The following is a 20,802-nucleotide window of genomic DNA, read 5'->3' as shown; positions in this document are numbered from 1 at the left end:
CGCGATGAAGTCGGCACAATGGTCAGTGCTGCTCGCCAGCCCGCTTGAGCAGCTTCTTGCAGCGCTCCGACAAGTGCACCACCCGCAGCTGCTTGCCCGCCTTGGCATAGCGCTCGCGCAAGGTCTGCAACGCCGCAATCGCCGAGTAATCGACAAAGCTCAGATGCTGGCAATCCAGGGTGACCTTGGCCGGATCGTTGGCCGGGTCGAACTGATTCAGGAACGGCGTGGTCGAGGCAAAGAACAGTGTGCCATGCACCTGGTAACGCTTGCCGCCTTCGCCATCGTCATGACTGTCGGCATACAGCTCCCGCGCATGCTGCCAGGCGAAATTGATCGCGGCGATGACGATACCGAACATGACCGCCATGGCCAGGTCGGTGAGCACCGTGACCACGGTCACCGCGACGATCGCCAGCACATCGCTCACCGGCACCTTGTTCAGCACCCGCAAGGAGGCCCAGGCGAAGGTCTGCTGGGCGACCACGAACATCACGCCCACCAGCGCCGCCAGCGGGATGCGCTCGATCAGCGGCGACAGGAACAGCACGAACAGCAGGATCATCACCCCGGCTACCACGCCAGAAAGCCGCCCACGCCCGTCGGAGCTGAGGTTGATCACGGTCTGGCCGATCATCGCGCAACCACCCATGCCACCGCACAGGCCCGAGACCATGTTGGCCGCGCCCAGTGCCACGCATTCGCGGTCCGGGTAGCCGCGGCTCTCGGTGATCTCGTCGGTGAGGTTGAGGGTCAGCAGGGTTTCCAGCAGACCGACCATGGCCATCAGGAATGCATAGGGGGCGATGATCTTCAGCGTCTCGAGGCTCCAGGGCACCTCCGGCAGGGCCAGTTGCGGCAGCCCCCCGGCGATATGCGCCATGTCACCCAGGGTGCGCGTCGGCAGGCCGAGCAGGTAGACCAACAGGCCGACACCGAGGATCGCCACCAGCGCGGGCGGCACGGCGCGGGTCAGCTTCGGCAGCACGTAGACCACCAGCATGGTCAAGGCCACCAGGCCGATCATCAGGTACAGCGGCGTGCCGCTGAGCCAGCGCTCGCCCTCCTTGAAGTGCTCCAGCTGCGCCAGGGCGATGACGATGGCCAGGCCGTTGACGAAGCCGAGCATTACCGGGTACGGCACCAGCCGCACCAGCTTGCCCAGGCGCAGCGCGCCGAACAGGATCATCACCACCCCGCCGAGCAGCACCGTGGCCAACAGGTACTGGGCACCGTGCTGCACCACCAGGGCGACGATGACCACGGCCATGGAGCCGGCGGCGCCGGAGATCATGCCCGGGCGGCCGCCGAACAGCGCGGTCAGGGTGCAGATGATGAAGGCGCCGTACAGGCCCATCAGCGGGTTGAGGTGGGCCACCAGGGCGAAGGCGATGCACTCGGGCACCAGGGCGAAGGAGGTGGTAAGGCCGGCGAGCAGGTCGGCACGTAGACGAGCAGGTTTCATGGGGGTCCTGATCAGGAAGCGAAGGCAAAACACTTTCTTTGTGGGAGATTGCCCGCCCTCCGGGCTGCGCTGGGGGCCTCTGTAGGAGCGGCTTTAGCCGCGATGCAGGCAACGCGGTGCCCGGCACCCGCTTCGCGGCTGATCGCGGCCAAAGCCGCACCTACAGGGGTCGTGCCAAATCAATGGGCGGGCGAGACTGAAATTCGAGGGCCGATGTTACGGAATTTGCCTCGCAGCAGCCAGTCACCACCCCCACCCTTTCACATGCCTGTGATCCAGGCCCGGCAAGATGCCGACAAATTTGCCATCATGTTCATTCCACCCGCGGAGATCATGGACATGCCGCTACGCCCCCTCATCGCCTCCCTGCTGCTGGCCGCCAGCCTCACCGCCCAGGCCGCCACCGAGGTCATCCCCCTGCAACACCGCGGCAGCGCCGAACTGCTGCCCGCCGCCCAGTCCTTCCTGGGCAAGGACGGCACCGTCAGCACCTTCGAGGACAAGCTGATCGTCAACGCACCTCCCGAGCGCATCGACGACCTGCGCAGCCTGCTGCAGCAGCTCGATACCGCGCCCAAGCGCCTGCTGATCAGCGTCGACAACAACGACAGCAACTTCCAGGACAACCATGGCAACGCCCGGGTCATCCAGTACGGCACCACCAACCGCGAAGGCGGTCTGCAGCAGGTGCAGGCCAGCGAAGGGCAGCCAGCGCTGATCCAGGTCGGCCAGAGCGTCCCGATCACCAGCACCGCCACCGACGGCTACGGGCGCCTGCAGAGCAACACCGAGTACCGCAACGTCACCCAGGGTTTCTATGTCACGCCACGCCTGAGCGGCGACACCGTACGCCTGCAGATCAGCACCAACAACGACCGCATGAGCCAGGAGCGCCCCGATGTAGTGAAGGTGCAAAGCACCGACACGACCGTCACCGGCAAGCTCGGCGAGTGGATCACCCTGGCCGGATACAACCAGCAGAGCCAGGCCGACATCAGTGCGTCAAGCCGTACCTACAGCACCCAGCGCGGTGAAAACATGACTTTGCGTGTCAAAGTCGACCTTCTCGACTGAATCCAGGCAATTCAAGGCCTCGACCAAAGGCCTTGAAACTGACCGCAGAGTCGCATTAGACCAAAGATGTAGTAAGCAGAAAAAAGCACTACAAAACATTTGACAGGCTCTTTTTGGCAAAGGCATGATGGCCTCGCTCCCGCTAATCAGAGGCCCTGGCAAGGGTCTTCGGAGCGCCCTCCCCACCACCCGCGGAGGCGCTTCGTGTCCATACGGCCCATAAGGCGGTTCGACGGGATTGCGACTGCAACGAAGAAGTTGTCCCGAGGGACGGAAGCGCATCACCGCAGTTCTGGCAATCGCGTCGCACCGCAGCAAGGCAACCACGAGCCGACCTGCTGGGCACACCTTCGCCTGGTCTGCACACCCTTCCCCTTCGCACCTCCTCCGTTCGCCGCCGCACTCCCCCGGACAGGACAGCCGCCAGGCCCTCTGACCCGCGTATCCGAGCATCAGCACAATTACACTCAAGATCGATGCGACGAGGTTTATTTCCATGGCACTGACACGCGAACAGCAAATTGCAGCCCTCGAGAAAGACTGGGCCGAAAACCCGCGCTGGAAAGGCGTGACCCGTACCTACACCGCCGCTGATGTCGTTCGCCTGCGTGGCTCGCTGCAGCCAGAGCACACCTTTGCTCGCCAAGGCGCAGAAAAACTGTGGAAGCTGGTCACCGAAGGTGCCCACCCGTCCTTCCGCCCAGAAAAAGATTTCGTCAACTGCATGGGCGCCCTGACCGGCGGCCAGGCAGTGCAGCAGGTAAAAGCCGGCATCCAGGCCATCTATCTGTCCGGCTGGCAGGTTGCCGCCGACAACAATTCGGCCGAGTCGATGTACCCCGACCAGTCGCTGTACCCGGTCGACTCGGTACCGACCGTGGTCAAGCGCATCAACAACGCCTTCCGCCGCGCCGACCAGATCCAGTGGAAAGCCGGCAAGAACCCGGGCGACGATGGCTACATCGACTACTTCGCCCCGATCGTGGCTGACGCCGAAGCCGGTTTTGGCGGCGTGCTGAACGCCTACGAGCTGATGAAGAACATGATCGAAGCGGGCGCCGCCGGCGTGCACTTCGAAGACCAGCTGGCCTCGGTGAAGAAATGCGGCCACATGGGCGGCAAGGTACTGGTTCCAACGCAAGAAGCCGTACAGAAGCTGGTGGCCGCGCGCCTGGCAGCTGACGTTTCGGGCGTGCCGACCATCATCCTGGCCCGTACCGATGCCAACGCCGCCGACCTGCTGACCAGCGACTGCGACCCATACGACCAGCCGTTCGTGATCGGCGAGCGTACCCGTGAAGGCTTCTACAAGGTGCGCGCCGGCCTCGACCAGGCCATCGCCCGCGGCCTGGCCTATGCCCCGTACGCCGACCTGATCTGGTGCGAAACCGCCAAGCCGGACCTGGAAGAGGCCCGTCGCTTCGCCGAAGCGATCAAGAAGGAATACCCGGACCAGATCCTGTCGTACAACTGCTCGCCATCGTTCAACTGGAAGAAGAACCTGGACGACGCCACCATCGCCAAGTTCCAGCGCGAACTGTCGGCCATGGGCTACAAGCACCAGTTCATCACCCTGGCCGGCATCCACAACATGTGGCACGGCATGTTCAACCTGGCGCACGACTACGCCCGCAACGACATGACCGCCTACGTGAAGCTGCAGGAGCAGGAATTCGCCGACGCGAGCAAAGGCTACACCTTCGTGGCGCACCAGCAGGAAGTGGGTACTGGTTACTTCGACGACATGACCACCGTGATCCAGGGTGGCGCATCGTCGGTAACCGCCCTGACCGGTTCGACCGAGGAAGAGCAGTTCCACTGAGTGCAGTGAGCTGTTAAGCAAGGCCCGGGGTTCGCTAGGATCTCGGGCCTTCTATATTTTCAGGCCAAGCGCCGTCCCCTGTAGGAGCGGCCTTGTGCCGCGAAAGGGGCGCGAAGCGGCCCCATTTCACCGTTGATGCGAAGATCGCCGGGGCCGCCTTGCGGCCCTTTCGCGGCACAAGGCCGCTCCTACAGGGATCGCATTACCAGCAAAACCCAGGATCAGGTCTAAGCTTGTGGCTACCCCATAGCAAGGACTGCCCATGCCCCGCCCCGGCCACCTGCTCACCATCGCCGTCGCAGCCACCGCCTGCTATCTATATGCACTGGCGAGCGACAACGCCCTGCTCGGCCTGCTGGTCAAAGCCATCCCAGTGCTAGCCCTGATTGCCTGGCTGAGCACCAAGCCCGCCACACCCTATCGCCGTTGGATCGTGCTTGGCCTGATCTTCTCGGTGCTGGGTGACATCTTGCTGGCCATCCCGCGCGACCTGTTCGTGTTCGGCCTGGCCGCGTTTCTCTGCGCGCACCTGGCCTACCTGCGCGGCTACTGCACCCTCACGCTGCGCCCAAACTACCCGGCCCTGGCCTTCGCCCTGGTGGTCGGCGGCTCGCTGTTCAGCCTGCTCGCCAGCCACGGCCTGGGCCCACTGCTCATACCGGTGGCGTTCTACGCCCTGGCCATCGGCGCCATGCTCTGGCGCGCGCTCGCCTGCGGTGGCCTGGCCGCGCTGGGTGCCTGCGCGTTCGTGTTCTCCGACAGCCTGATCGGCATCCACCGCTTCGTCAGCCCGTTCGCTGCCGCCGAGTACCTGATCATCCTCTTCTACTGGTTCGGTCAGTGGCTGATCGCCGCCTCGGTCATCCGCCACTCAACTGCACAAGTATTGACCCAGAGCGGTGCGAACCGCCTTGGAAGCTGTTAGAACGAGAGTTTTTCGCATTTGCAAGTGGGCAGATTGCCCGAGGAACTTTACAAGGTGCAGAAACGCTAAAACATTACAGCTCAATCCAAATGATATTAATTATCATTCCTAAACTAAGCGGTCGTTACGCGAGGCAAGAAACATAATTAACAAAACCGCGCGCAATGCCCGAAAATCAAGGGTTTCAGCCAGTTACGGAAGATTTTTGTTCTTAAACCTACGAATAAATTTGCAACGGAAATTTTACTTGCTCTGGGTTTACCCATAAAATCAGCGCGATTGATTCAGCTGCGACATTTGGTCACTGCGTCTGCGACACCACGTCGCCGCTCTACTTATTTCAGACTGCAGAGCTGGGTCTCTGTATAAGGATTTCTAGCATGTCCGATTCGGCAGGACTCATCGCCCACAACTGGGGCTTTGCCATCTTCCTCCTGGGTGTCGTCGGCCTGTGTGCCTTCATGCTCGGCCTGTCCAGCCTGCTCGGTAGCAAGGCCTGGGGTCGCGCCAAGAACGAACCTTTCGAATCCGGCATGCTGCCCGTCGGCAGCGCCCGCCTGCGCCTGTCCGCCAAATTCTATCTGGTCGCGATGCTGTTCGTGATCTTCGATATCGAAGCCCTCTTCCTGTATGCATGGTCTGTGTCCGTCCGCGAAAGCGGCTGGACCGGATTCGTCGAAGCACTCGTTTTCATAGCAATTCTGTTGGCTGGTCTTGTCTACCTATGGCGCGTCGGGGCGCTCGATTGGGCTCCCGAAGGTCGCCGCAAGCGGCAAGCGAAGCTGAAACAATGAGGCTTTGGCATGCAATACAATCTCACCAGAATCGATCCGGACGCACCCAACGAGCAGTATCCGGTCGGTGAGCGGGAAACCGTCACCGATCAGCTGCTAGAGGACCAGGTCCACAAGAACATCTACATGGGGAAACTCGAAGATGTGCTGCGTGGCGCGGTCAACTGGGGTCGCAAGAACTCCCTATGGCCGTACAACTTCGGCCTGTCCTGCTGCTACGTGGAAATGACCACGGCCTTCACGGCACCCCACGACATCGCTCGCTTCGGCGCCGAAGTCATCCGGGCCTCGCCGCGCCAGGCCGACTTCATGGTCATCGCCGGTACCTGCTTCGTCAAAATGGCGCCGATCATCCAGCGCCTGTACGAGCAGATGCTCGAGCCGAAGTGGGTTATCTCCATGGGTTCGTGCGCCAACTCCGGCGGCATGTACGACATCTACTCGGTCGTTCAGGGGGTCGACAAGTTCCTCCCCGTGGACGTGTACGTGCCTGGCTGCCCGCCGCGCCCAGAAGCCTTCCTGCAAGGCCTGATGCTGCTGCAGGAATCGATCGGCCAGGAGCGACGCCCGCTCTCATGGGTTGTCGGTGATCAAGGCATCTACCGTGCCGAGATGCCCGCCCAGAAAGACCTGCGTCGCGAACAGCGTATCGCGGTAACCAACCTGCGCAGCCCCGACGAAGTCTGATCCAGCGACCTGCCGCCCGCTCCCGAAGGAGCCGGCGGCCTGGCTTCATTCTTAACGTTGACCCAAAGCGACCGAGACCATGACAGCGGACAACGCTATTTATATTCCGCCTTACAAGGCTGACGACCAGGATGTGGTCGTCGAACTGCACAACCGATTCGGCGCCGACGCTTTCGTCGCCCAGGAAACCCGCACCGGCATGCCCGTGCTGTGGGTCAAGCGCGCCCAGCTCAAAGAAGTGCTCAGCTTCCTGCGCTGTGTCGCCAAGCCCTACAGCATGCTGTACGACCTGCACGGCGTCGACGAACGCCTGCGCACCCAGCGCCGCGGCCTGCCGGCTGCCGACTTCAGCGTGTTCTACCACCTGTTGTCGGTGGAACGTAACAGCGACGTGATGATCAAGGTGTCGCTGAGCGAAGGCGACCTCAACCTGCCGACCGTGACCGGTATCTGGCCGAACGCCAACTGGTACGAGCGTGAAGTCTGGGACATGTTCGGCATCGACTTCGCCGGCCACCCGCACCTCAGCCGCATCATGATGCCGCCCACCTGGGAAGGTCACCCGCTGCGCAAGGACTACCCGGCCCGCGCCACCGAGTTCGACCCCTACAGCCTGACATTGGCCAAGCAACAGCTTGAAGAAGAGTCGGCGCGTTTCAACCCGGAAGCCTGGGGCATGAAGCGTCAGGGCACGAACGAGGACTACATGTTCCTCAACCTCGGCCCGAACCACCCTTCGGCCCACGGTGCCTTCCGTATCGTCCTGCAACTGGACGGTGAAGAGATCGTCGACTGCGTCCCGGACATCGGCTACCACCACCGTGGCGCCGAAAAGATGGCCGAGCGCCAGTCCTGGCACAGCTTCATCCCCTACACCGACCGTATCGACTACCTCGGCGGGGTGATGAACAACCTGCCGTACGTGCTCGCGGTCGAGAAGCTGGCCGGCATCCAGGTACCGCAAAAAGTCGACGTGATTCGCATCATGCTCGCCGAGTTCTTCCGCATCACCAGCCACCTGCTGTTCCTGGGCACCTACATCCAGGACGTCGGTGCCATGACCCCGGTGTTCTTCACCTTCACCGACCGCCAGCGCGCCTACACCGTGATCGAGGCGATCACCGGTTTCCGCCTGCACCCGGCCTGGTACCGCATCGGTGGCGTCGCCCACGACCTGCCGCGCGGCTGGGACAAGCTGGTCAAGGACTTCGTCGAATGGCTGCCCAAGCGCCTCGACGAATACACCAAGGCCGCCCTGCAGAACAGCATCCTCAAGGGCCGTACCATCGGCGTCGCCGCGTACAACACCAAGGAAGCCCTGGAATGGGGTACCACCGGTGCCGGCCTGCGTGCCACCGGCTGCAACTTCGACCTGCGTAAAGCCCGCCCCTACTCCGGCTACGAGAACTTCGAGTTCGAAGTACCGCTGGCCCACAACGGCGATGCCTACGATCGCTGCATGGTCCGCGTCGAGGAGATGCGCCAGAGTATCCGCATCATCGACCAGTGCCTGCGCAACATGCCGGAAGGCCCGTACAAGGCGGATCACCCGCTGACCACGCCGCCACCGAAAGAGCGCACCCTGCAGCACATCGAAACCTTGATCACCCACTTCCTGCAAGTCTCGTGGGGCCCGGTCATGCCGGCCAACGAGTCGTTCCAGATGATCGAGGCGACCAAGGGCATCAACAGTTACTACCTGACGAGCGACGGCGGCACCATGAGCTACCGCACCCGGATCCGCACCCCGAGCTACCCGCACCTGCAGCAGATCCCTTCGGTGATCAAGGGCAGCATGGTCGCGGACTTGATCGCGTACCTGGGCAGTATCGACTTCGTTATGGCTGACGTGGACCGCTAAGCATGAACAGCACGCTTATCCAAACCGACCGTTTCGCCCTGAGCGAAACCGAGCGCTCGGCCATCGAGCACGAGATGCACCACTACGAGGACCCGCGCGCGGCGTCCATCGAAGCCCTGAAGATCGTCCAGAAAGAGCGCGGCTGGGTGCCGGACGGCGCCATCTATGCCATTGGCGAAGTGCTGGGCATCCCCGCCAGCGACGTCGAGGGCGTGGCCACCTTCTACAGCCAGATCTTCCGCCAGCCGGTCGGCCGCCACATCATCCGCGTGTGCGACAGCATGGTCTGCTACATCGGCGGCCATGAGTCGGTGGTCAGCCAGATCCAGAGCGAACTGGGCATCGGACTCGGCCAGACCACAGCCGACGGGCGCTTCACCCTGCTGCCGGTGTGCTGCCTGGGCAACTGCGACAAGGCCCCGGCGCTGATGATCGACGACGACACCTTTGGCGACGTGCAACCTGCCGGCGTTACCAAACTGCTGGAGGGTTACGTATGACCATCACTTCCTTCGGCCCGGCCAACCGCATCGCGCGTTCGGCCGAAACCCACCCACTGACCTGGCGCCTGCGCGACGACGGCGAGCCGGTCTGGCTGGCCGAATACGAGTCGAAGAACGGCTACGCCGCTGCCCGCAAGGCATTGGCCGAGATGTCCGCCGACGACATCGTGCAGAGCGTCAAGGACTCCGGCCTCAAGGGCCGTGGCGGCGCAGGCTTCCCCACTGGCGTGAAGTGGGGCCTGATGCCCAAAGACGAATCCATGAATATCCGCTACCTGCTGTGCAACGCGGATGAAATGGAACCCAACACCTGGAAGGACCGCATGCTGATGGAGCAACAGCCCCATCTGCTGGTCGAGGGCATGCTGATCAGTGCCCGTGCGCTGAAAGCCTACCGTGGCTACATCTTCCTGCGTGGCGAATACACCACCGCGGCGAAGAATCTCAACCGCGCCATCGACGAAGCCAAGGCCGCCGGGCTGCTGGGCAAGAACATCCTCGGCTCCGGTTTCGACTTCGAGCTGTTCGTGCACACCGGTGCCGGGCGCTACATCTGCGGTGAAGAAACCGCACTGATCAACTCGCTGGAAGGCCGCCGCGCCAACCCGCGCTCCAAGCCGCCCTTCCCTGCCGCCGTCGGCGTATGGGGCAAGCCGACTTGCGTGAACAACGTCGAAACCCTGTGCAACGTCCCGGCCATCGTCGCCAACGGCAACGACTGGTACAAGTCGCTGGCCCGTGAAGGCAGCGAGGACCACGGCACCAAGCTGATGGGCTTCTCCGGCAAGGTGAAGAACCCCGGCCTATGGGAACTGCCGTTCGGCGTCACCGCCCGTGAGCTGTTCGAAGACTACGCCGGTGGCATGCGCGACGGTTTCAAGCTCAAGTGCTGGCAGCCTGGCGGCGCCGGTACTGGTTTCCTGCTGCCCGAGCACCTCGATGCGCAGATGTACGCCGGCGGCATCGCCAAGGTTGGCACCCGTATGGGTACCGGCCTGGCCATGGCGGTCGACGACAGCGTCAACATGGTTTCGCTGCTGCGCAACATGGAAGAGTTCTTCGCCCGTGAATCCTGCGGCTGGTGCACCCCGTGCCGTGACGGTCTGCCATGGAGCGTGAAGATGCTGCGCGCCCTGGAGAACGGCCAGGGCCGCGCCGAAGACATCGAGACCCTGCTGGGTCTGGTCAACTTCCTCGGCCCAGGCCGTACCTTCTGTGCTCACGCACCGGGTGCCGTCGAGCCATTGGGCAGTGCCATCAAGTATTTCCGCTCGGAATTCGAGGCCGGTGTCGCGCCAGCAAGCGCTACCGACACCCTGCGCCCGAACCTGGCGAAGCCGATCGTGGTCGGCGCATAACAAGATGAAACAGCGGATGGTCCGTGCCATCCGCCAGCCTGCCGGCCGGCCCGAACGATTCGTGGCTGGCCGCAGGCTCACCGATTTCCATTAGCCACGCCCGCCCACGCGGGCCAACGAAGAACTTTGAACAATGGCCACTATCCACGTAGACGGCAAAGCGCTCGAAGTCAACGGTGCGGACAACCTGTTACAGGCGTGTCTGTCGCTCGGCCTCGACATCCCCTATTTCTGCTGGCACCCGGCGCTCGGTAGCGTCGGCGCCTGCCGGCAGTGCGCGGTCAAGCAGTACACCGACGAGAACGACACCCGTGGTCGTATCGTCATGTCCTGCATGACCCCCGCCTCCGACGGCACCTGGATCTCCATCGACGATGAAGAATCGAAGGCGTTCCGCGCCAGCGTCGTCGAGTGGCTGATGACCAACCACCCGCACGACTGCCCGGTGTGCGAGGAAGGCGGTCACTGCCACCTGCAGGACATGACGGTAATGACCGGCCACAACGAGCGCCGCTACCGTTTCACCAAGCGTACCCACCAGAACCAGGACCTCGGCCCGTTCATCGCCCACGAGATGAACCGCTGCATCGCCTGCTACCGCTGCGTGCGCTACTACAAGGACTACGCCGGCGGCACCGACCTGGGCGTCTACGGCGCCCACGACAACGTGTACTTCGGTCGCGTTGAAGACGGCGTGCTGGAAAGCGAGTTCTCCGGCAACCTCACCGAGGTCTGCCCGACCGGTGTGTTCACCGACAAGACCCACTCCGAGCGCTACAACCGCAAGTGGGACATGCAGTTCGCCCCGAGCATCTGCCATGGCTGCTCCAGCGGCTGCAACATCAGCCCCGGCGAGCGCTACGGCGAACTGCGCCGTATCGAGAACCGCTTCAACGGCTCGGTGAACCAGTACTTCCTGTGCGACCGCGGCCGCTTCGGCTACGGCTACGTCAACCGCAAGGACCGTCCACGCCAGCCGCTGCTGGCCGATGGCACCAAGCTGTCGCTGGACGCTGCCCTGGACAAGGCCGCCGACCTGCTGCGTGGCCGCACCATCGTCGGCATCGGCTCGCCGCGCGCCAGCCTCGAGAGCAACTACGGCCTGCGTGAGCTGGTCGGCGCCGAGTACTTCTACTCCGGCATGGAAGCAGGCGAGCTGGCCCGCGTGCGCCTGGCGCTGAACGTGCTGAACAACAGCCCGCTGCCAGTACCGACCCTGCGCGACATCGAAGACCACGACGCCGTGTTCGTGCTCGGTGAAGACCTCACGCAAACCGCCGCCCGCGTTGCCCTGGCCGTGCGCCAGGCCACCAAGGGCAAGGCCGAGGCCATGGCTGACGCCATGCGCGTACAGCCTTGGCTCGACGCTGCGGTGAAGAACATCGGCCAGCACGCGCTGTACCCGCTGTTCATCGCTTCGCTGGCTGAAACCAAGCTCGATGACGTTGCCGAAGAGTGTGTGCACGCCGCGCCTGCGGACCTTGCCCGTATCGGTTTCGCCGTGGCCCACGCCATTGACCCGAGCGCCCCTGCCGTCGAAGGTTTGGACGCTGAAGCCAAGGCCCTGGCCCAGCGCATCGCCGACGCCCTGGTCGCTGCCCAGCGCCCGCTGGTCGTCGCCGGTACTTCGCTGGCCGACCCTGCGCTGATCGAAGCCGCCGCCAACATCGCCAAGGCCCTCAAGCTGCGCGAGAAAAACGGTTCGCTGAGCCTGGTCGTCCCGGAAGCCAACAGCCTGGGCATGGCGATGATGGGCGGTGAGTCCGTCGACGCGGCGCTGGACGCCGTGATCAGCGGCAAGGCCGACGCCATCGTGGTGCTGGAAAACGACCTGTACGCCCGCGTGCCGGCACAAAAGGTCGACGCTGCCCTGGCCGCCGCCAAGGTGATCATCGTCGCCGACCACTCCAAGACCGCCACCAGCGACCGCGCCCACCTGGTGCTGCCAGCCGCCTCGTTCGCCGAAGGCGACGGTACCCTGGTCAGCCAGGAAGGCCGTGCCCAGCGCTTCTTCCAGGTGTTCGACCCGCAGTACCTGGACAGCAGCATCCAGATCCACGAAGGCTGGCGCTGGATGCACGCCCTGCGTGCCACCCTGCTCAACAAGCCGGTGGACTGGACCCAGCTGGACCATGTCACCAGCGCCTGCGCCGAAGCCGCCCCGCAACTGGCCGGCATCGTCAACGCAGCACCTTCCGCCGCGTTCCGCATCAAGGGCATGAAGCTGGCCCGCGAGCCGCTGCGCTACTCCGGCCGTACTGCCATGCGCGCCAACATCAGCGTGCACGAGCCGCGCACGCCACAGGACAAGGACACCGCGTTCGCCTTCTCCATGGAAGGTTACTCGGGCTCCGCCGAACCGCGCCAGCAAGTGCCGTTCGCCTGGTCGCCGGGCTGGAACTCGCCGCAAGCCTGGAACAAGTTCCAGGACGAAGTCGGTGGCCACCTGCGCGCCGGTGACCCGGGCGTGCGCCTGATCGAGTCGCAGGGCGACAAGCTCAACTGGTTCACCGCCATCCCGGGCGCCTTCAACCCGGCCCGTGGCACCTGGACCGCGGTACCGTTCTTCCACCTGTTCGGCAGCGAAGAGAGCTCCTCGCGCGCCGCCCCGGTGCAAGAGCGCATCCCAGCCGCCTACGTCGGCCTGGCCAAGTCCGAAGCCGACCGCCTGGGCGTCAACGACGGCGCGCTGCTGAGCCTGACCGTCGCCGGCGTTTCGCTGCGCCTGCCGCTGCGTATCAATGAAGAACTGGGCGCTGGCCTGGTTGCGCTGCCCAAAGGCCTGGCCGGCATTCCGCCCGCCATCTTCGGTGCATCCGTCGAAGGTCTGCAGGAGGCAGCACAATGAGCTGGTTCACCCCCGAAGTGATCGATGTGATCCTCACCGTCGTGCGGGCCATCGTGGTCCTGCTGGCCGTGGTGGTCTGCGGCGCGCTGCTCAGCTTCGTCGAACGTCGCCTGCTGGGCTGGTGGCAGGACCGCTACGGTCCGAACCGTGTCGGCCCGTTCGGCATGTTCCAGATTGCCGCCGACATGCTGAAGATGTTCTTCAAGGAAGACTGGAACCCGCCCTTCGTCGATCGCATGATCTTCACCCTGGCGCCGGTCGTGGCCATGAGTGCCCTGCTGATCGCCTTCGTGGTCATCCCGATCACTCCGCTGTGGGGCGTCGCCGACCTGAACATCGGCCTGCTGTTCTTCTTCGCCATGGCCGGCCTGTCGGTCTACGCGGTGCTGTTCGCCGGCTGGTCGTCGAACAACAAGTACGCCCTGCTGGGCAGCCTGCGGGCTTCGGCACAGACCGTGTCGTACGAAGTGTTCCTCGGTCTGGCGCTGATGGGCGTGGTGGTGCAGGTGGGCTCGTTCAACATGCGCGACATCGTTGAATACCAGGCCAACAACCTGTGGTTCATCATTCCGCAGTTCTTCGGTTTCTGCACCTTCTTCATCGCTGGCGTCGCCGTGACCCACCGTCACCCGTTCGACCAGCCGGAAGCGGAACAGGAACTGGCCGACGGCTACCACATCGAATATGCCGGCATGAAATGGGGCATGTTCTTCGTCGGTGAGTACATCGGCATCATCCTGATCTCGGCGCTGCTGGTAACCCTGTTCTTCGGTGGCTGGCACGGTCCGTTCGGCATCCTGCCGCAAGTGCCGTTCCTGTGGTTCGCCCTGAAGACCGCGTTCTTCATCATGCTGTTCATCCTGCTGCGCGCCTCGATCCCGCGCCCGCGCTATGACCAGGTGATGGACTTCAGCTGGAAGTTCTGCCTGCCGCTGACCCTGATCAATTTGCTGGTGACCGCTGCGGTTGTGCTCTACAACACGCCAGCCGTCGCGGCCCAGTGAGGATTTGACCCATGTTCAAATATATCGGCGACATCGTTAAGGGCACCGGCACCCAGCTGCGCAGCCTGGCCATGGTGTTCTCCCACGGGTTCCGCAAGCGCGACACCCTGCAGTACCCCGAAGAACCCGTGTACCTGCCGCCGCGCTACCGCGGCCGCATCGTCCTCACCCGCGACCCCGACGGCGAGGAGCGCTGCGTGGCGTGCAACCTCTGCGCGGTGGCCTGCCCGGTCGGCTGCATCTCGCTGCAGAAGGCTGAGACAGAAGACGGCCGTTGGTACCCCGAGTTCTTCCGCATCAACTTCTCGCGCTGCATCTTCTGCGGCCTGTGCGAAGAGGCCTGCCCGACCACCGCGATCCAGCTCACTCCGGATTTCGAAATGGCCGAGTTCAAGCGTCAGGACCTGGTGTACGAGAAAGAAGATCTGCTGATCTCCGGCCCCGGCAAGAACCCTGACTACAACTTCTACCGTGTTGCGGGTATGGCGATCGCTGGCAAGCCGAAGGGCTCCGCGCAGAACGAAGCCGAGCCGATCAACGTGAAGAGCTTGCTCCCATAAGGACAGAAAGATGGAATTCGCTTTCTACTTCGCATCCGGCGTTGCCGTTGTCTCCACGCTGCGCGTGGTGACCGGCACCAACCCCGTGCACGCCCTGCTCTACCTGATCATTTCGCTGATCTCCGTGGCGATGATCTTCTTCTCCCTTGGTGCGCCGTTCGCCGGCGCCCTGGAAGTGATCGCCTACGCCGGCGCCATCATGGTGCTGTTCGTCTTCGTGGTGATGATGCTCAACCTCGGGCCGGCCTCGGTCGCCCAGGAGCGTGGCTGGCTCAAGCCGGGCATCTGGGCAGGGCCGGTGATTCTCGCCGCCCTGCTGCTGCTGGAGCTGCTGTACGTGCTGTTCGTCACCCCGAGTGGCGCGGCCATCAGCGGTACCACCGTGGACGCCAAGGCCGTGGGCATCAGCCTGTTCGGCCCGTACCTGCTGGTGGTCGAACTGGCGTCGATGCTGCTGCTCGCCGCGGCCGTCACCGCCTTCCACCTGGGCCGCAACGAGGCGAAGGAGTAAATCATGGGTGCTATCCCTCTCGAACATGGTCTGGCGGTCGCCGGCATCCTGTTCTGCTTAGGTCTGGTCGGGCTGATGGTCCGCCGCAACATCCTCTTCGTGCTCATGAGCCTGGAAGTCATGATGAACGCCTCCGCCCTGGCGTTCATCGTCGCCGGCGCCCGTTGGGTCCAGCCCGACGGCCAGGTGATGTTCATTCTGGTGATCAGCCTGGCAGCCGCCGAGGCCAGCATTGGCCTGGCGATCCTGCTGCAACTGTATCGCCGCTTCCACACTCTCGACATCGATGCTGCCAGTGAGATGCGCGGATGAACCTTATCTTCCTGACGTTCGTATTCCCCCTGATCGGCTTCCTGCTGCTGTCATTCTCGCGCGGCCGCTGGTCCGAGAACCTGTCGGCGCTGGTCGGCGTCGGCTCGGTCGGTCTGTCGGCGGCCACTGCCGCCTACGTGATCTGGCAGTTCAATGTCGCCCCGCCTGAAGGCGGCGCGTACAGCCAGCTGCTGTGGCAGTGGATGTCGGTGGACGGCTTCGCGCCGAACTTCACCCTGTACGTGGATGGCCTGTCGGTCACCATGCTGGGCGTGGTCACCGGCGTCGGCTTCCTGATCCACCTGTTCGCCTCCTGGTACATGCGTGGCGAAGCCGGCTACTCGCGCTTCTTCTCGTACACCAACCTGTTCATCGCCAGCATGCTGTTCCTGGTGCTGGGCGACAACCTGCTGTTCATCTACTTCGGCTGGGAAGGCGTGGGCCTGTGCTCGTACCTGTTGATCGGTTTCTACTACAGCAACCGCAACAACGGTAACGCGGCACTCAAGGCCTTCATCGTCACCCGTATCGGCGACGTGTTCATGGCCATCGGCCTGTTCATCCTGTTCGCCCAGCTGGGCACGCTGAACGTGCAGGAACTGTTGGTGCTGGCACCGCAGAAGTTCCAGGCTGGTGATACCTGGATGGTCCTGGCGACCCTGATGCTGCTGGGTGGCGCGGTCGGCAAGTCGGCGCAGCTGCCGCTGCAGACCTGGCTGGCCGACGCGATGGCGGGCCCGACCCCGGTGTCGGCGCTGATCCACGCGGCAACCATGGTGACCGCGGGCGTGTACCTGATCGCCCGTACCAACGGCCTGTTCCTGCTGGCGCCGGACATCCTGCACCTGGTCGGCGTGGTCGGCGGTGTCACCCTGGTCCTGGCCGGCTTCGCCGCCCTGGTACAGACCGATATCAAGCGTATCCTCGCCTACTCGACCATGAGCCAGATCGGCTACATGTTCCTCGCGCTGGGTGTTGGCGCCTGGGACGCGGCGATCTTCCACCTGATGACCCACGCCTTCTTCAAGGCCCTGCTGTTCCTTGCCTCCGGTGCGGTGATCGTCGCCTGCCACCACGAGCAGAACATCTTCAAGATGGGCGGCCTGTGGAAGAAACTGCCGCTGGCCTACGCCAGCTTCGTGGTCGGCGGCGCCGCCCTGGCCGCCCTGCCGATCCTGACCGTGGGCTTCTACTCCAAGGACGAAATTCTTTGGGAAGCCTTCGCCAGCGGCAACAGCGGCCTGCTGTACGCCGGCCTGGTCGGTGCGTTCATGACCTCGCTGTACACCTTCCGCCTGATCTTCATCGCCTTCCATGGTGAAGCCAAGACCGAAGCCCACGCCGGCCACGGCATCAGCCACTGGCTGCCGCTGGGCGTGCTGATCGTGCTGTCGACCTTCGTTGGTGCCTGGATCCACCCGCCGCTGGCAGGCGTGCTGCCTGAAAGCGCCGGCCACGCCGGTGGCGAAGCCAAGCACTCGCTGGAGATCGCCTCGGGCGCCATCGCCATCGCCGGTATCCTGCTGTCGGCCATGCTGTTCCTGGGCAAGCGCCGCTTCGTCACCGCGGTCGCCAACAGCGGTATCGGTCGCGTCCTGTCGGCCTGGTGGTTCGCCGCCTGGGGCTTCGACTGGATCTACGACAAGCTCTTCGTCAAACCTTACCTGCTGATCAGCCACCTCCTGCGCAAGGACCCGGTTGACCGCAGCATCGGCCTCATCCCTCGGATGGCCCGTGGCGGCCACGTCGCCATGAGCAAGACCGAGACCGGCCAGCTGCGCTGGTACACCGCCTCGATCGCCGTGGGCGCCGTGCTGGTGCTCGGTGCCGTGGTAGTGGCCGCGGTATGACTATGAATCTTGCGACTTTGCCAAAGGAAACCAACCCGTCATGATTTTGCCTTGGCTGATCCTGATCCCCTTCATCGGCGGCTTCCTGTGCTGGCTGGGTGAGCGCTTCGGCTCCACCCTGCCGCGCTGGATCGCGCTGCTGACCATGTCCCTGCTGCTTGGCATCGGCCTGTGGCTGTGGGCGAACGGCAACTACACCCTGGCTCCCGCCCCTGGCGCGGAGCCCGCCTGGGCCCTCGAGTACAAAGTCGAGTGGATCAAGCGCTTCGGCATCAGCATCCACCTGGCCCTCGACGGCCTGTCGCTGCTGATGATCCTGCTCACCGGCCTGCTCGGTGTGCTGTCGGTGCTGTGTTCGTGGAAAGAGATCCAGCGCCACGTCGGCTTCTTCCACCTCAACCTGATGTGGATCCTCGGCGGTGTGGTCGGCGTGTTCCTGGCCCTGGACCTGTTCCTGTTCTTCTTCTTCTGGGAAATGATGCTGGTGCCGATGTACTTCCTCATCGCGCTCTGGGGCCATAGCTCGACGGACGGCAAGAAGACCCGGATCTACGCGGCGACCAAGTTCTTCATCTTCACCCAGGCCAGCGGCCTGATCATGCTGGTGGCGATCCTCGGCCTGGTGCTGGTCAACTACAACACCACCGGCGTGCTCACCTTCAACTACAGCGACCTGCTCAAGGCCGAGCTGCCGGCCGGCGTCGAGTACGTGCTGATGCTGGGCTTCTTCATCGCCTTCGCGGTGAAGCTGCCGGTGGTGCCGTTCCACTCCTGGCTGCCTGACGCCCACGCCCAGGCACCGACCGCAGGTTCCGTCGACCTCGCCGGTATCTTGCTGAAGACCGCGGCCTACGGCCTGCTGCGCTTCGCCCTGCCGCTGTTCCCGAACGCTTCGGCCGAGTTCGCGCCGATCGCCATGACCCTGGGCCTGATCGGTATCTTCTACGGTGCCTTCCTGGCCTTCGCGCAAACCGACATCAAGCGCCTGGTGGCGTTCTCCAGCGTCTCGCACATGGGCTTCGTGCTGATCGGTATCTACTCCGGCAGCCAGCAGGCCCTGCAGGGCGCGGTCATCCAGATGCTGGCCCACGGCCTGTCGGCCGCCGCGCTGTTCATCCTGGCCGGCCAGCTGTACGAGCGCCTGCACACCCGTGACATGCGCGAAATGGGTGGCCTGTGGCACCGCATCGCCTACCTGCCTGCGATCAGCCTGTTCTTCGCCGCCGCGTCGCTCGGTTTGCCGGGTACCGGCAACTTCGTCGGCGAGTTCCTGATCCTGATCGGCAGCTTCGCCCACGTACCGTGGATCACCGTGATCGCCACCACCGGCCTGGTGTTCGGTTCGGTCTACTCGCTGATCATGATCCACCGCGCCTACTTCGGCCCGGCCAAGGCCGACACCGTGCTGGCCGGCATGGACGGTCGCGAGCTGATCATGGTGCTGGGCCTGGCGGGCCTGCTGATCCTGCTGGGCGTGTATCCGCAGCCGTTCCTGGACACCTCTGCCGCCACCATGAGCGGTGTGCAGCAGTGGCTCGGTTCCGCTTTCACTCAACTCGCTTCGGCCCGGTAAGAGCGCTATGGAATTCACCACTCAACACTTCATCGCATTGGCGCCGATGCTGATCACCACCATCACCACGGTGGTGGTGATGCTGGCGATCGCCTGGAAGCGCAACCACTCGCAGACCTTCCTGCTGTCCACCGTGGGCCTGAACCTGGCCCTGCTGTCGATCCTGCCGGCCCTTAAAGTCGCGCCGCTGGCGGTCACCACGCTGGTGACCATCGACAAGTTCGCCTGCCTGTACATGGCGATCATCCTGGTGGCGACACTGGCCTGCGTCACCCTCGCCCACGCCTACCTCGGCGAAGGCTCCAAGGGCTTCCCGGGCAACCGTGAAGAGCTGTACCTGCTGCTGCTGATGTCGGCGCTGGGTGGCCTGGTGCTGGTCAGCGCCAACCACCTGGCCGGCCTGTTCATCGGCCTGGAGCTGCTGTCGGTGCCGGTCTACGGCCTGGTGGCATACGCCTTCTTCAACAAGCGCTCGCTGGAAGCCGGCATCAAGTACATGGTGCTGTCGGCCGCCGGTTCCGCCTTCCTGCTGTTCGGCATGGCGCTGCTGTACGCCGATGCCGGCAGCCTGACCTTCGACCAGCTGGGCAAGGCCCTGGCCGCCACCAGCATGCCGAGCCTGCTGGCGCAGTTGGGCCTGGGCATGATGCTGGTAGGTCTGGCCTTCAAGCTGTCGCTGGTACCCTTCCACCTGTGGACTCCGGACGTGTACGAAGGCGCCCCGGCGCCGGTCGCCGCGTTCCTGGCCACCGCCAGCAAGGTCGCGGTATTCGCCGTGGTCGTGCGCCTGTTCATGCTCTCCCCAGCCGCCAGCAGCGGCGTGCTGAGCACCGTGCTGGCGGTGATCGCGGTCGCCTCGATCCTGATCGGCAACCTGCTGGCACTGACCCAGAGCAACCTCAAGCGTCTGCTGGGTTACTCGTCCATCGCCCACTTCGGCTACCTGGTCATCGCCCTGGTCGCCAGCAAGGGCCTGGCCATGGAAGCCATGGGCGTGTACCTGGTCACCTACGTGATCACCAGCCTGGGCGCGTTCGGTGTGATCACCCTGATGTCCTCGCCGTACGCCGGCCGTGACGCCGACGCCCTGTACGAGTACCGCGGCCTGTTCTGGCGCCGTCCGTACCTGACCGCGGTGCTCACCGTGATGATGCTGTCGCTGGCTGGTATCCCGCTGACCGCGGGCTTCATCGGCAAGTTCTACATCATCGCCACCGGCGTCGAGTCGCAGCTGTGGTGGCTGGTCGGCGCCCTGGTGCTGGGTAGCGCCATCGGCGTGTACTACTACCTGCGCGTCATGGTCACCCTGTACCTGGTCGAACCGAACCTGCGTCGCCACGACGCCCCGCTGAAGTGGGAACAGCGCACCGGCGGCGTGATGCTGCTGGCGATCGCCATTCTCGCCTTCGTGCTGGGTGTATACCCGCAGCCGCTGCTGGAGATGGTGCAGCAGGCGGGCCTGCAACTGATCGGTTGATCGGCTGTTAGCGTCACAAGACACCCCGCCTCGGCGGGGTGTTTTTTTATGCGGTTCGCCTGCCCTCGTAGGAGCCGGCTTGCCGGCGAACCGATTACAGATCGTCCACTGTGCTTCGTCTGCCCTTTGCAGCGTCAGACTCCCGCACTCGATCTGGAACCCCGTCCCCATGCGCCCC

Annotated in this window: 17 protein-coding genes; 16 read left to right on the top strand and 1 reads right to left on the bottom strand. The window is 63.9% G+C overall.

Annotated elements, in window-relative coordinates; translation table 11 throughout:
- Window positions 1-22 precede the first annotated feature (22 nt).
- Window positions 23-1,465 (bottom strand): SulP family inorganic anion transporter, encoded by a 1,443-nt coding sequence (locus P5705_RS21775; protein ID WP_277462930.1) that lies wholly within the window; start codon window positions 1,463-1,465, stop codon window positions 23-25.
- A 309-nt stretch (window positions 1,466-1,774) separates the two neighbouring features.
- Here P5705_RS21775 and P5705_RS21770 point away from each other — a divergent pair, with 309 nt between their 5' ends.
- From P5705_RS21770 to nuoN, 16 genes are all read left to right on the top strand, one after another.
- A complete protein-coding gene (locus P5705_RS21770) occupies window positions 1,775-2,539 on the top strand; it encodes a secretin N-terminal domain-containing protein (protein WP_277462929.1) in 765 nt (254 codons plus the stop codon).
- Window positions 2,540-3,035: 496 nt separating this feature from the next.
- A complete protein-coding gene (aceA, locus tag P5705_RS21765; RefSeq protein ID WP_050706488.1) occupies window positions 3,036-4,361 on the top strand; it encodes an isocitrate lyase in 1,326 nt (441 codons plus the stop codon).
- Between the two features lie 262 nt (window positions 4,362-4,623).
- Window positions 4,624-5,286 carry a lysoplasmalogenase gene (locus tag P5705_RS21760; protein ID WP_277462927.1) on the top strand — a complete coding sequence of 221 codons (663 nt, stop codon included), beginning with the start codon at window positions 4,624-4,626 and terminating at the stop codon, window positions 5,284-5,286.
- A 380-nt stretch (window positions 5,287-5,666) separates the two neighbouring features.
- On the top strand, window positions 5,667-6,080 hold the full coding sequence (locus tag P5705_RS21755; RefSeq protein WP_011534614.1) for an NADH-quinone oxidoreductase subunit A: 414 nt from the start codon (window positions 5,667-5,669) through the stop codon (window positions 6,078-6,080).
- A 9-nt stretch (window positions 6,081-6,089) separates the two neighbouring features.
- Window positions 6,090-6,767: a NuoB/complex I 20 kDa subunit family protein gene (locus tag P5705_RS21750; protein ID WP_008096180.1), complete on the top strand. Its 678-nt coding sequence runs from the start codon at window positions 6,090-6,092 to the stop codon at window positions 6,765-6,767.
- Between the two features lie 79 nt (window positions 6,768-6,846).
- Window positions 6,847-8,628: an NADH-quinone oxidoreductase subunit C/D gene (gene nuoC / locus P5705_RS21745; protein ID WP_277462925.1), complete on the top strand. Its 1,782-nt coding sequence runs from the start codon at window positions 6,847-6,849 to the stop codon at window positions 8,626-8,628.
- Between the two features lie 2 nt (window positions 8,629-8,630).
- Window positions 8,631-9,128, top strand: a complete 498-nt coding sequence (gene nuoE, locus P5705_RS21740; protein WP_011534616.1) for an NADH-quinone oxidoreductase subunit NuoE — start codon at window positions 8,631-8,633, stop codon at window positions 9,126-9,128.
- On the top strand, window positions 9,125-10,489 hold the full coding sequence (gene nuoF, locus P5705_RS21735) for an NADH-quinone oxidoreductase subunit NuoF (protein ID WP_277462924.1): 1,365 nt from the start codon (window positions 9,125-9,127) through the stop codon (window positions 10,487-10,489). Before nuoE ends, nuoF begins: the two co-directional genes overlap by 4 nt.
- A gap of 133 nt (window positions 10,490-10,622) precedes the next feature.
- Entirely contained in the window at window positions 10,623-13,337 is a 2,715-nt protein-coding gene (gene nuoG / locus P5705_RS21730; protein ID WP_277462923.1) for an NADH-quinone oxidoreductase subunit NuoG, read from the top strand.
- Entirely contained in the window at window positions 13,334-14,341 is a 1,008-nt protein-coding gene (nuoH, locus tag P5705_RS21725; protein WP_011534619.1) for an NADH-quinone oxidoreductase subunit NuoH, read from the top strand. The genes nuoG and nuoH overlap by 4 nt, the downstream gene beginning before the upstream one ends.
- Window positions 14,342-14,352: 11 nt before the next feature.
- A complete protein-coding gene (nuoI, locus tag P5705_RS21720; protein ID WP_003251442.1) occupies window positions 14,353-14,901 on the top strand; it encodes an NADH-quinone oxidoreductase subunit NuoI in 549 nt (182 codons plus the stop codon).
- 10 nt (window positions 14,902-14,911) lie between these two features.
- Window positions 14,912-15,412 (top strand): NADH-quinone oxidoreductase subunit J, encoded by a 501-nt coding sequence (nuoJ, locus tag P5705_RS21715; RefSeq protein ID WP_011534621.1) that lies wholly within the window; start codon window positions 14,912-14,914, stop codon window positions 15,410-15,412.
- A gap of 3 nt (window positions 15,413-15,415) precedes the next feature.
- Window positions 15,416-15,724 carry an NADH-quinone oxidoreductase subunit NuoK gene (gene nuoK, locus P5705_RS21710; RefSeq protein ID WP_008096201.1) on the top strand — a complete coding sequence of 103 codons (309 nt, stop codon included), beginning with the start codon at window positions 15,416-15,418 and terminating at the stop codon, window positions 15,722-15,724.
- Window positions 15,721-17,574 carry an NADH-quinone oxidoreductase subunit L gene (nuoL, locus tag P5705_RS21705; protein ID WP_277462922.1) on the top strand — a complete coding sequence of 618 codons (1,854 nt, stop codon included), beginning with the start codon at window positions 15,721-15,723 and terminating at the stop codon, window positions 17,572-17,574. The genes nuoK and nuoL overlap by 4 nt, the downstream gene beginning before the upstream one ends.
- Window positions 17,575-17,614: 40 nt before the next feature.
- The gene (gene nuoM, locus P5705_RS21700) at window positions 17,615-19,147 is read left to right on the top strand and encodes an NADH-quinone oxidoreductase subunit M (protein ID WP_011534623.1); all 1,533 of its coding nucleotides are present in this window, start codon (window positions 17,615-17,617) and stop codon (window positions 19,145-19,147) included.
- 7 nt (window positions 19,148-19,154) lie between these two features.
- Window positions 19,155-20,624 (top strand): NADH-quinone oxidoreductase subunit NuoN, encoded by a 1,470-nt coding sequence (gene nuoN / locus P5705_RS21695; protein WP_277462921.1) that lies wholly within the window; start codon window positions 19,155-19,157, stop codon window positions 20,622-20,624.
- Window positions 20,625-20,802: the final 178 nt, after the last annotated feature.

It is taken from the genome of Pseudomonas entomophila (assembly GCF_029478665.1).
Taxonomy (GTDB): domain Bacteria; phylum Pseudomonadota; class Gammaproteobacteria; order Pseudomonadales; family Pseudomonadaceae; genus Aquipseudomonas; species Aquipseudomonas entomophila_F.
This window is presented reverse-complemented; position numbering and strand designations above follow the sequence as displayed.

Excerpts from the sequence above, each read along its gene's own strand:
- nuoM (WP_011534623.1), top strand. The coding sequence starts at position 17,615 with ATGATTTTGCCTTGGCTGATCCTGATCCCCTTCATCGGCGGCTTCCTG.
- P5705_RS21775 (WP_277462930.1), bottom strand. The coding sequence starts at position 1,465 with ATGAAACCTGCTCGTCTACGTGCCGACCTGCTCGCCGGCCTTACCACC.
- P5705_RS21750 (WP_008096180.1), top strand. The coding sequence starts at position 6,090 with ATGCAATACAATCTCACCAGAATCGATCCGGACGCACCCAACGAGCAG.
- nuoN (WP_277462921.1), top strand. The coding sequence starts at position 19,155 with ATGGAATTCACCACTCAACACTTCATCGCATTGGCGCCGATGCTGATC.
- nuoE (WP_011534616.1), top strand. The coding sequence starts at position 8,631 with ATGAACAGCACGCTTATCCAAACCGACCGTTTCGCCCTGAGCGAAACC.
- P5705_RS21770 (WP_277462929.1), top strand. The coding sequence starts at position 1,775 with ATGTTCATTCCACCCGCGGAGATCATGGACATGCCGCTACGCCCCCTC.
- P5705_RS21760 (WP_277462927.1), top strand. The coding sequence starts at position 4,624 with ATGCCCCGCCCCGGCCACCTGCTCACCATCGCCGTCGCAGCCACCGCC.
- nuoJ (WP_011534621.1), top strand. The coding sequence starts at position 14,912 with ATGGAATTCGCTTTCTACTTCGCATCCGGCGTTGCCGTTGTCTCCACG.
- nuoK (WP_008096201.1), top strand. The coding sequence starts at position 15,416 with ATGGGTGCTATCCCTCTCGAACATGGTCTGGCGGTCGCCGGCATCCTG.
- aceA (WP_050706488.1), top strand. The coding sequence starts at position 3,036 with ATGGCACTGACACGCGAACAGCAAATTGCAGCCCTCGAGAAAGACTGG.
- P5705_RS21755 (WP_011534614.1), top strand. The coding sequence starts at position 5,667 with ATGTCCGATTCGGCAGGACTCATCGCCCACAACTGGGGCTTTGCCATC.
- nuoG (WP_277462923.1), top strand. The coding sequence starts at position 10,623 with ATGGCCACTATCCACGTAGACGGCAAAGCGCTCGAAGTCAACGGTGCG.
- nuoL (WP_277462922.1), top strand. The coding sequence starts at position 15,721 with ATGAACCTTATCTTCCTGACGTTCGTATTCCCCCTGATCGGCTTCCTG.
- nuoH (WP_011534619.1), top strand. The coding sequence starts at position 13,334 with ATGAGCTGGTTCACCCCCGAAGTGATCGATGTGATCCTCACCGTCGTG.
- nuoF (WP_277462924.1), top strand. The coding sequence starts at position 9,125 with ATGACCATCACTTCCTTCGGCCCGGCCAACCGCATCGCGCGTTCGGCC.
- nuoI (WP_003251442.1), top strand. The coding sequence starts at position 14,353 with ATGTTCAAATATATCGGCGACATCGTTAAGGGCACCGGCACCCAGCTG.
- nuoC (WP_277462925.1), top strand. The coding sequence starts at position 6,847 with ATGACAGCGGACAACGCTATTTATATTCCGCCTTACAAGGCTGACGAC.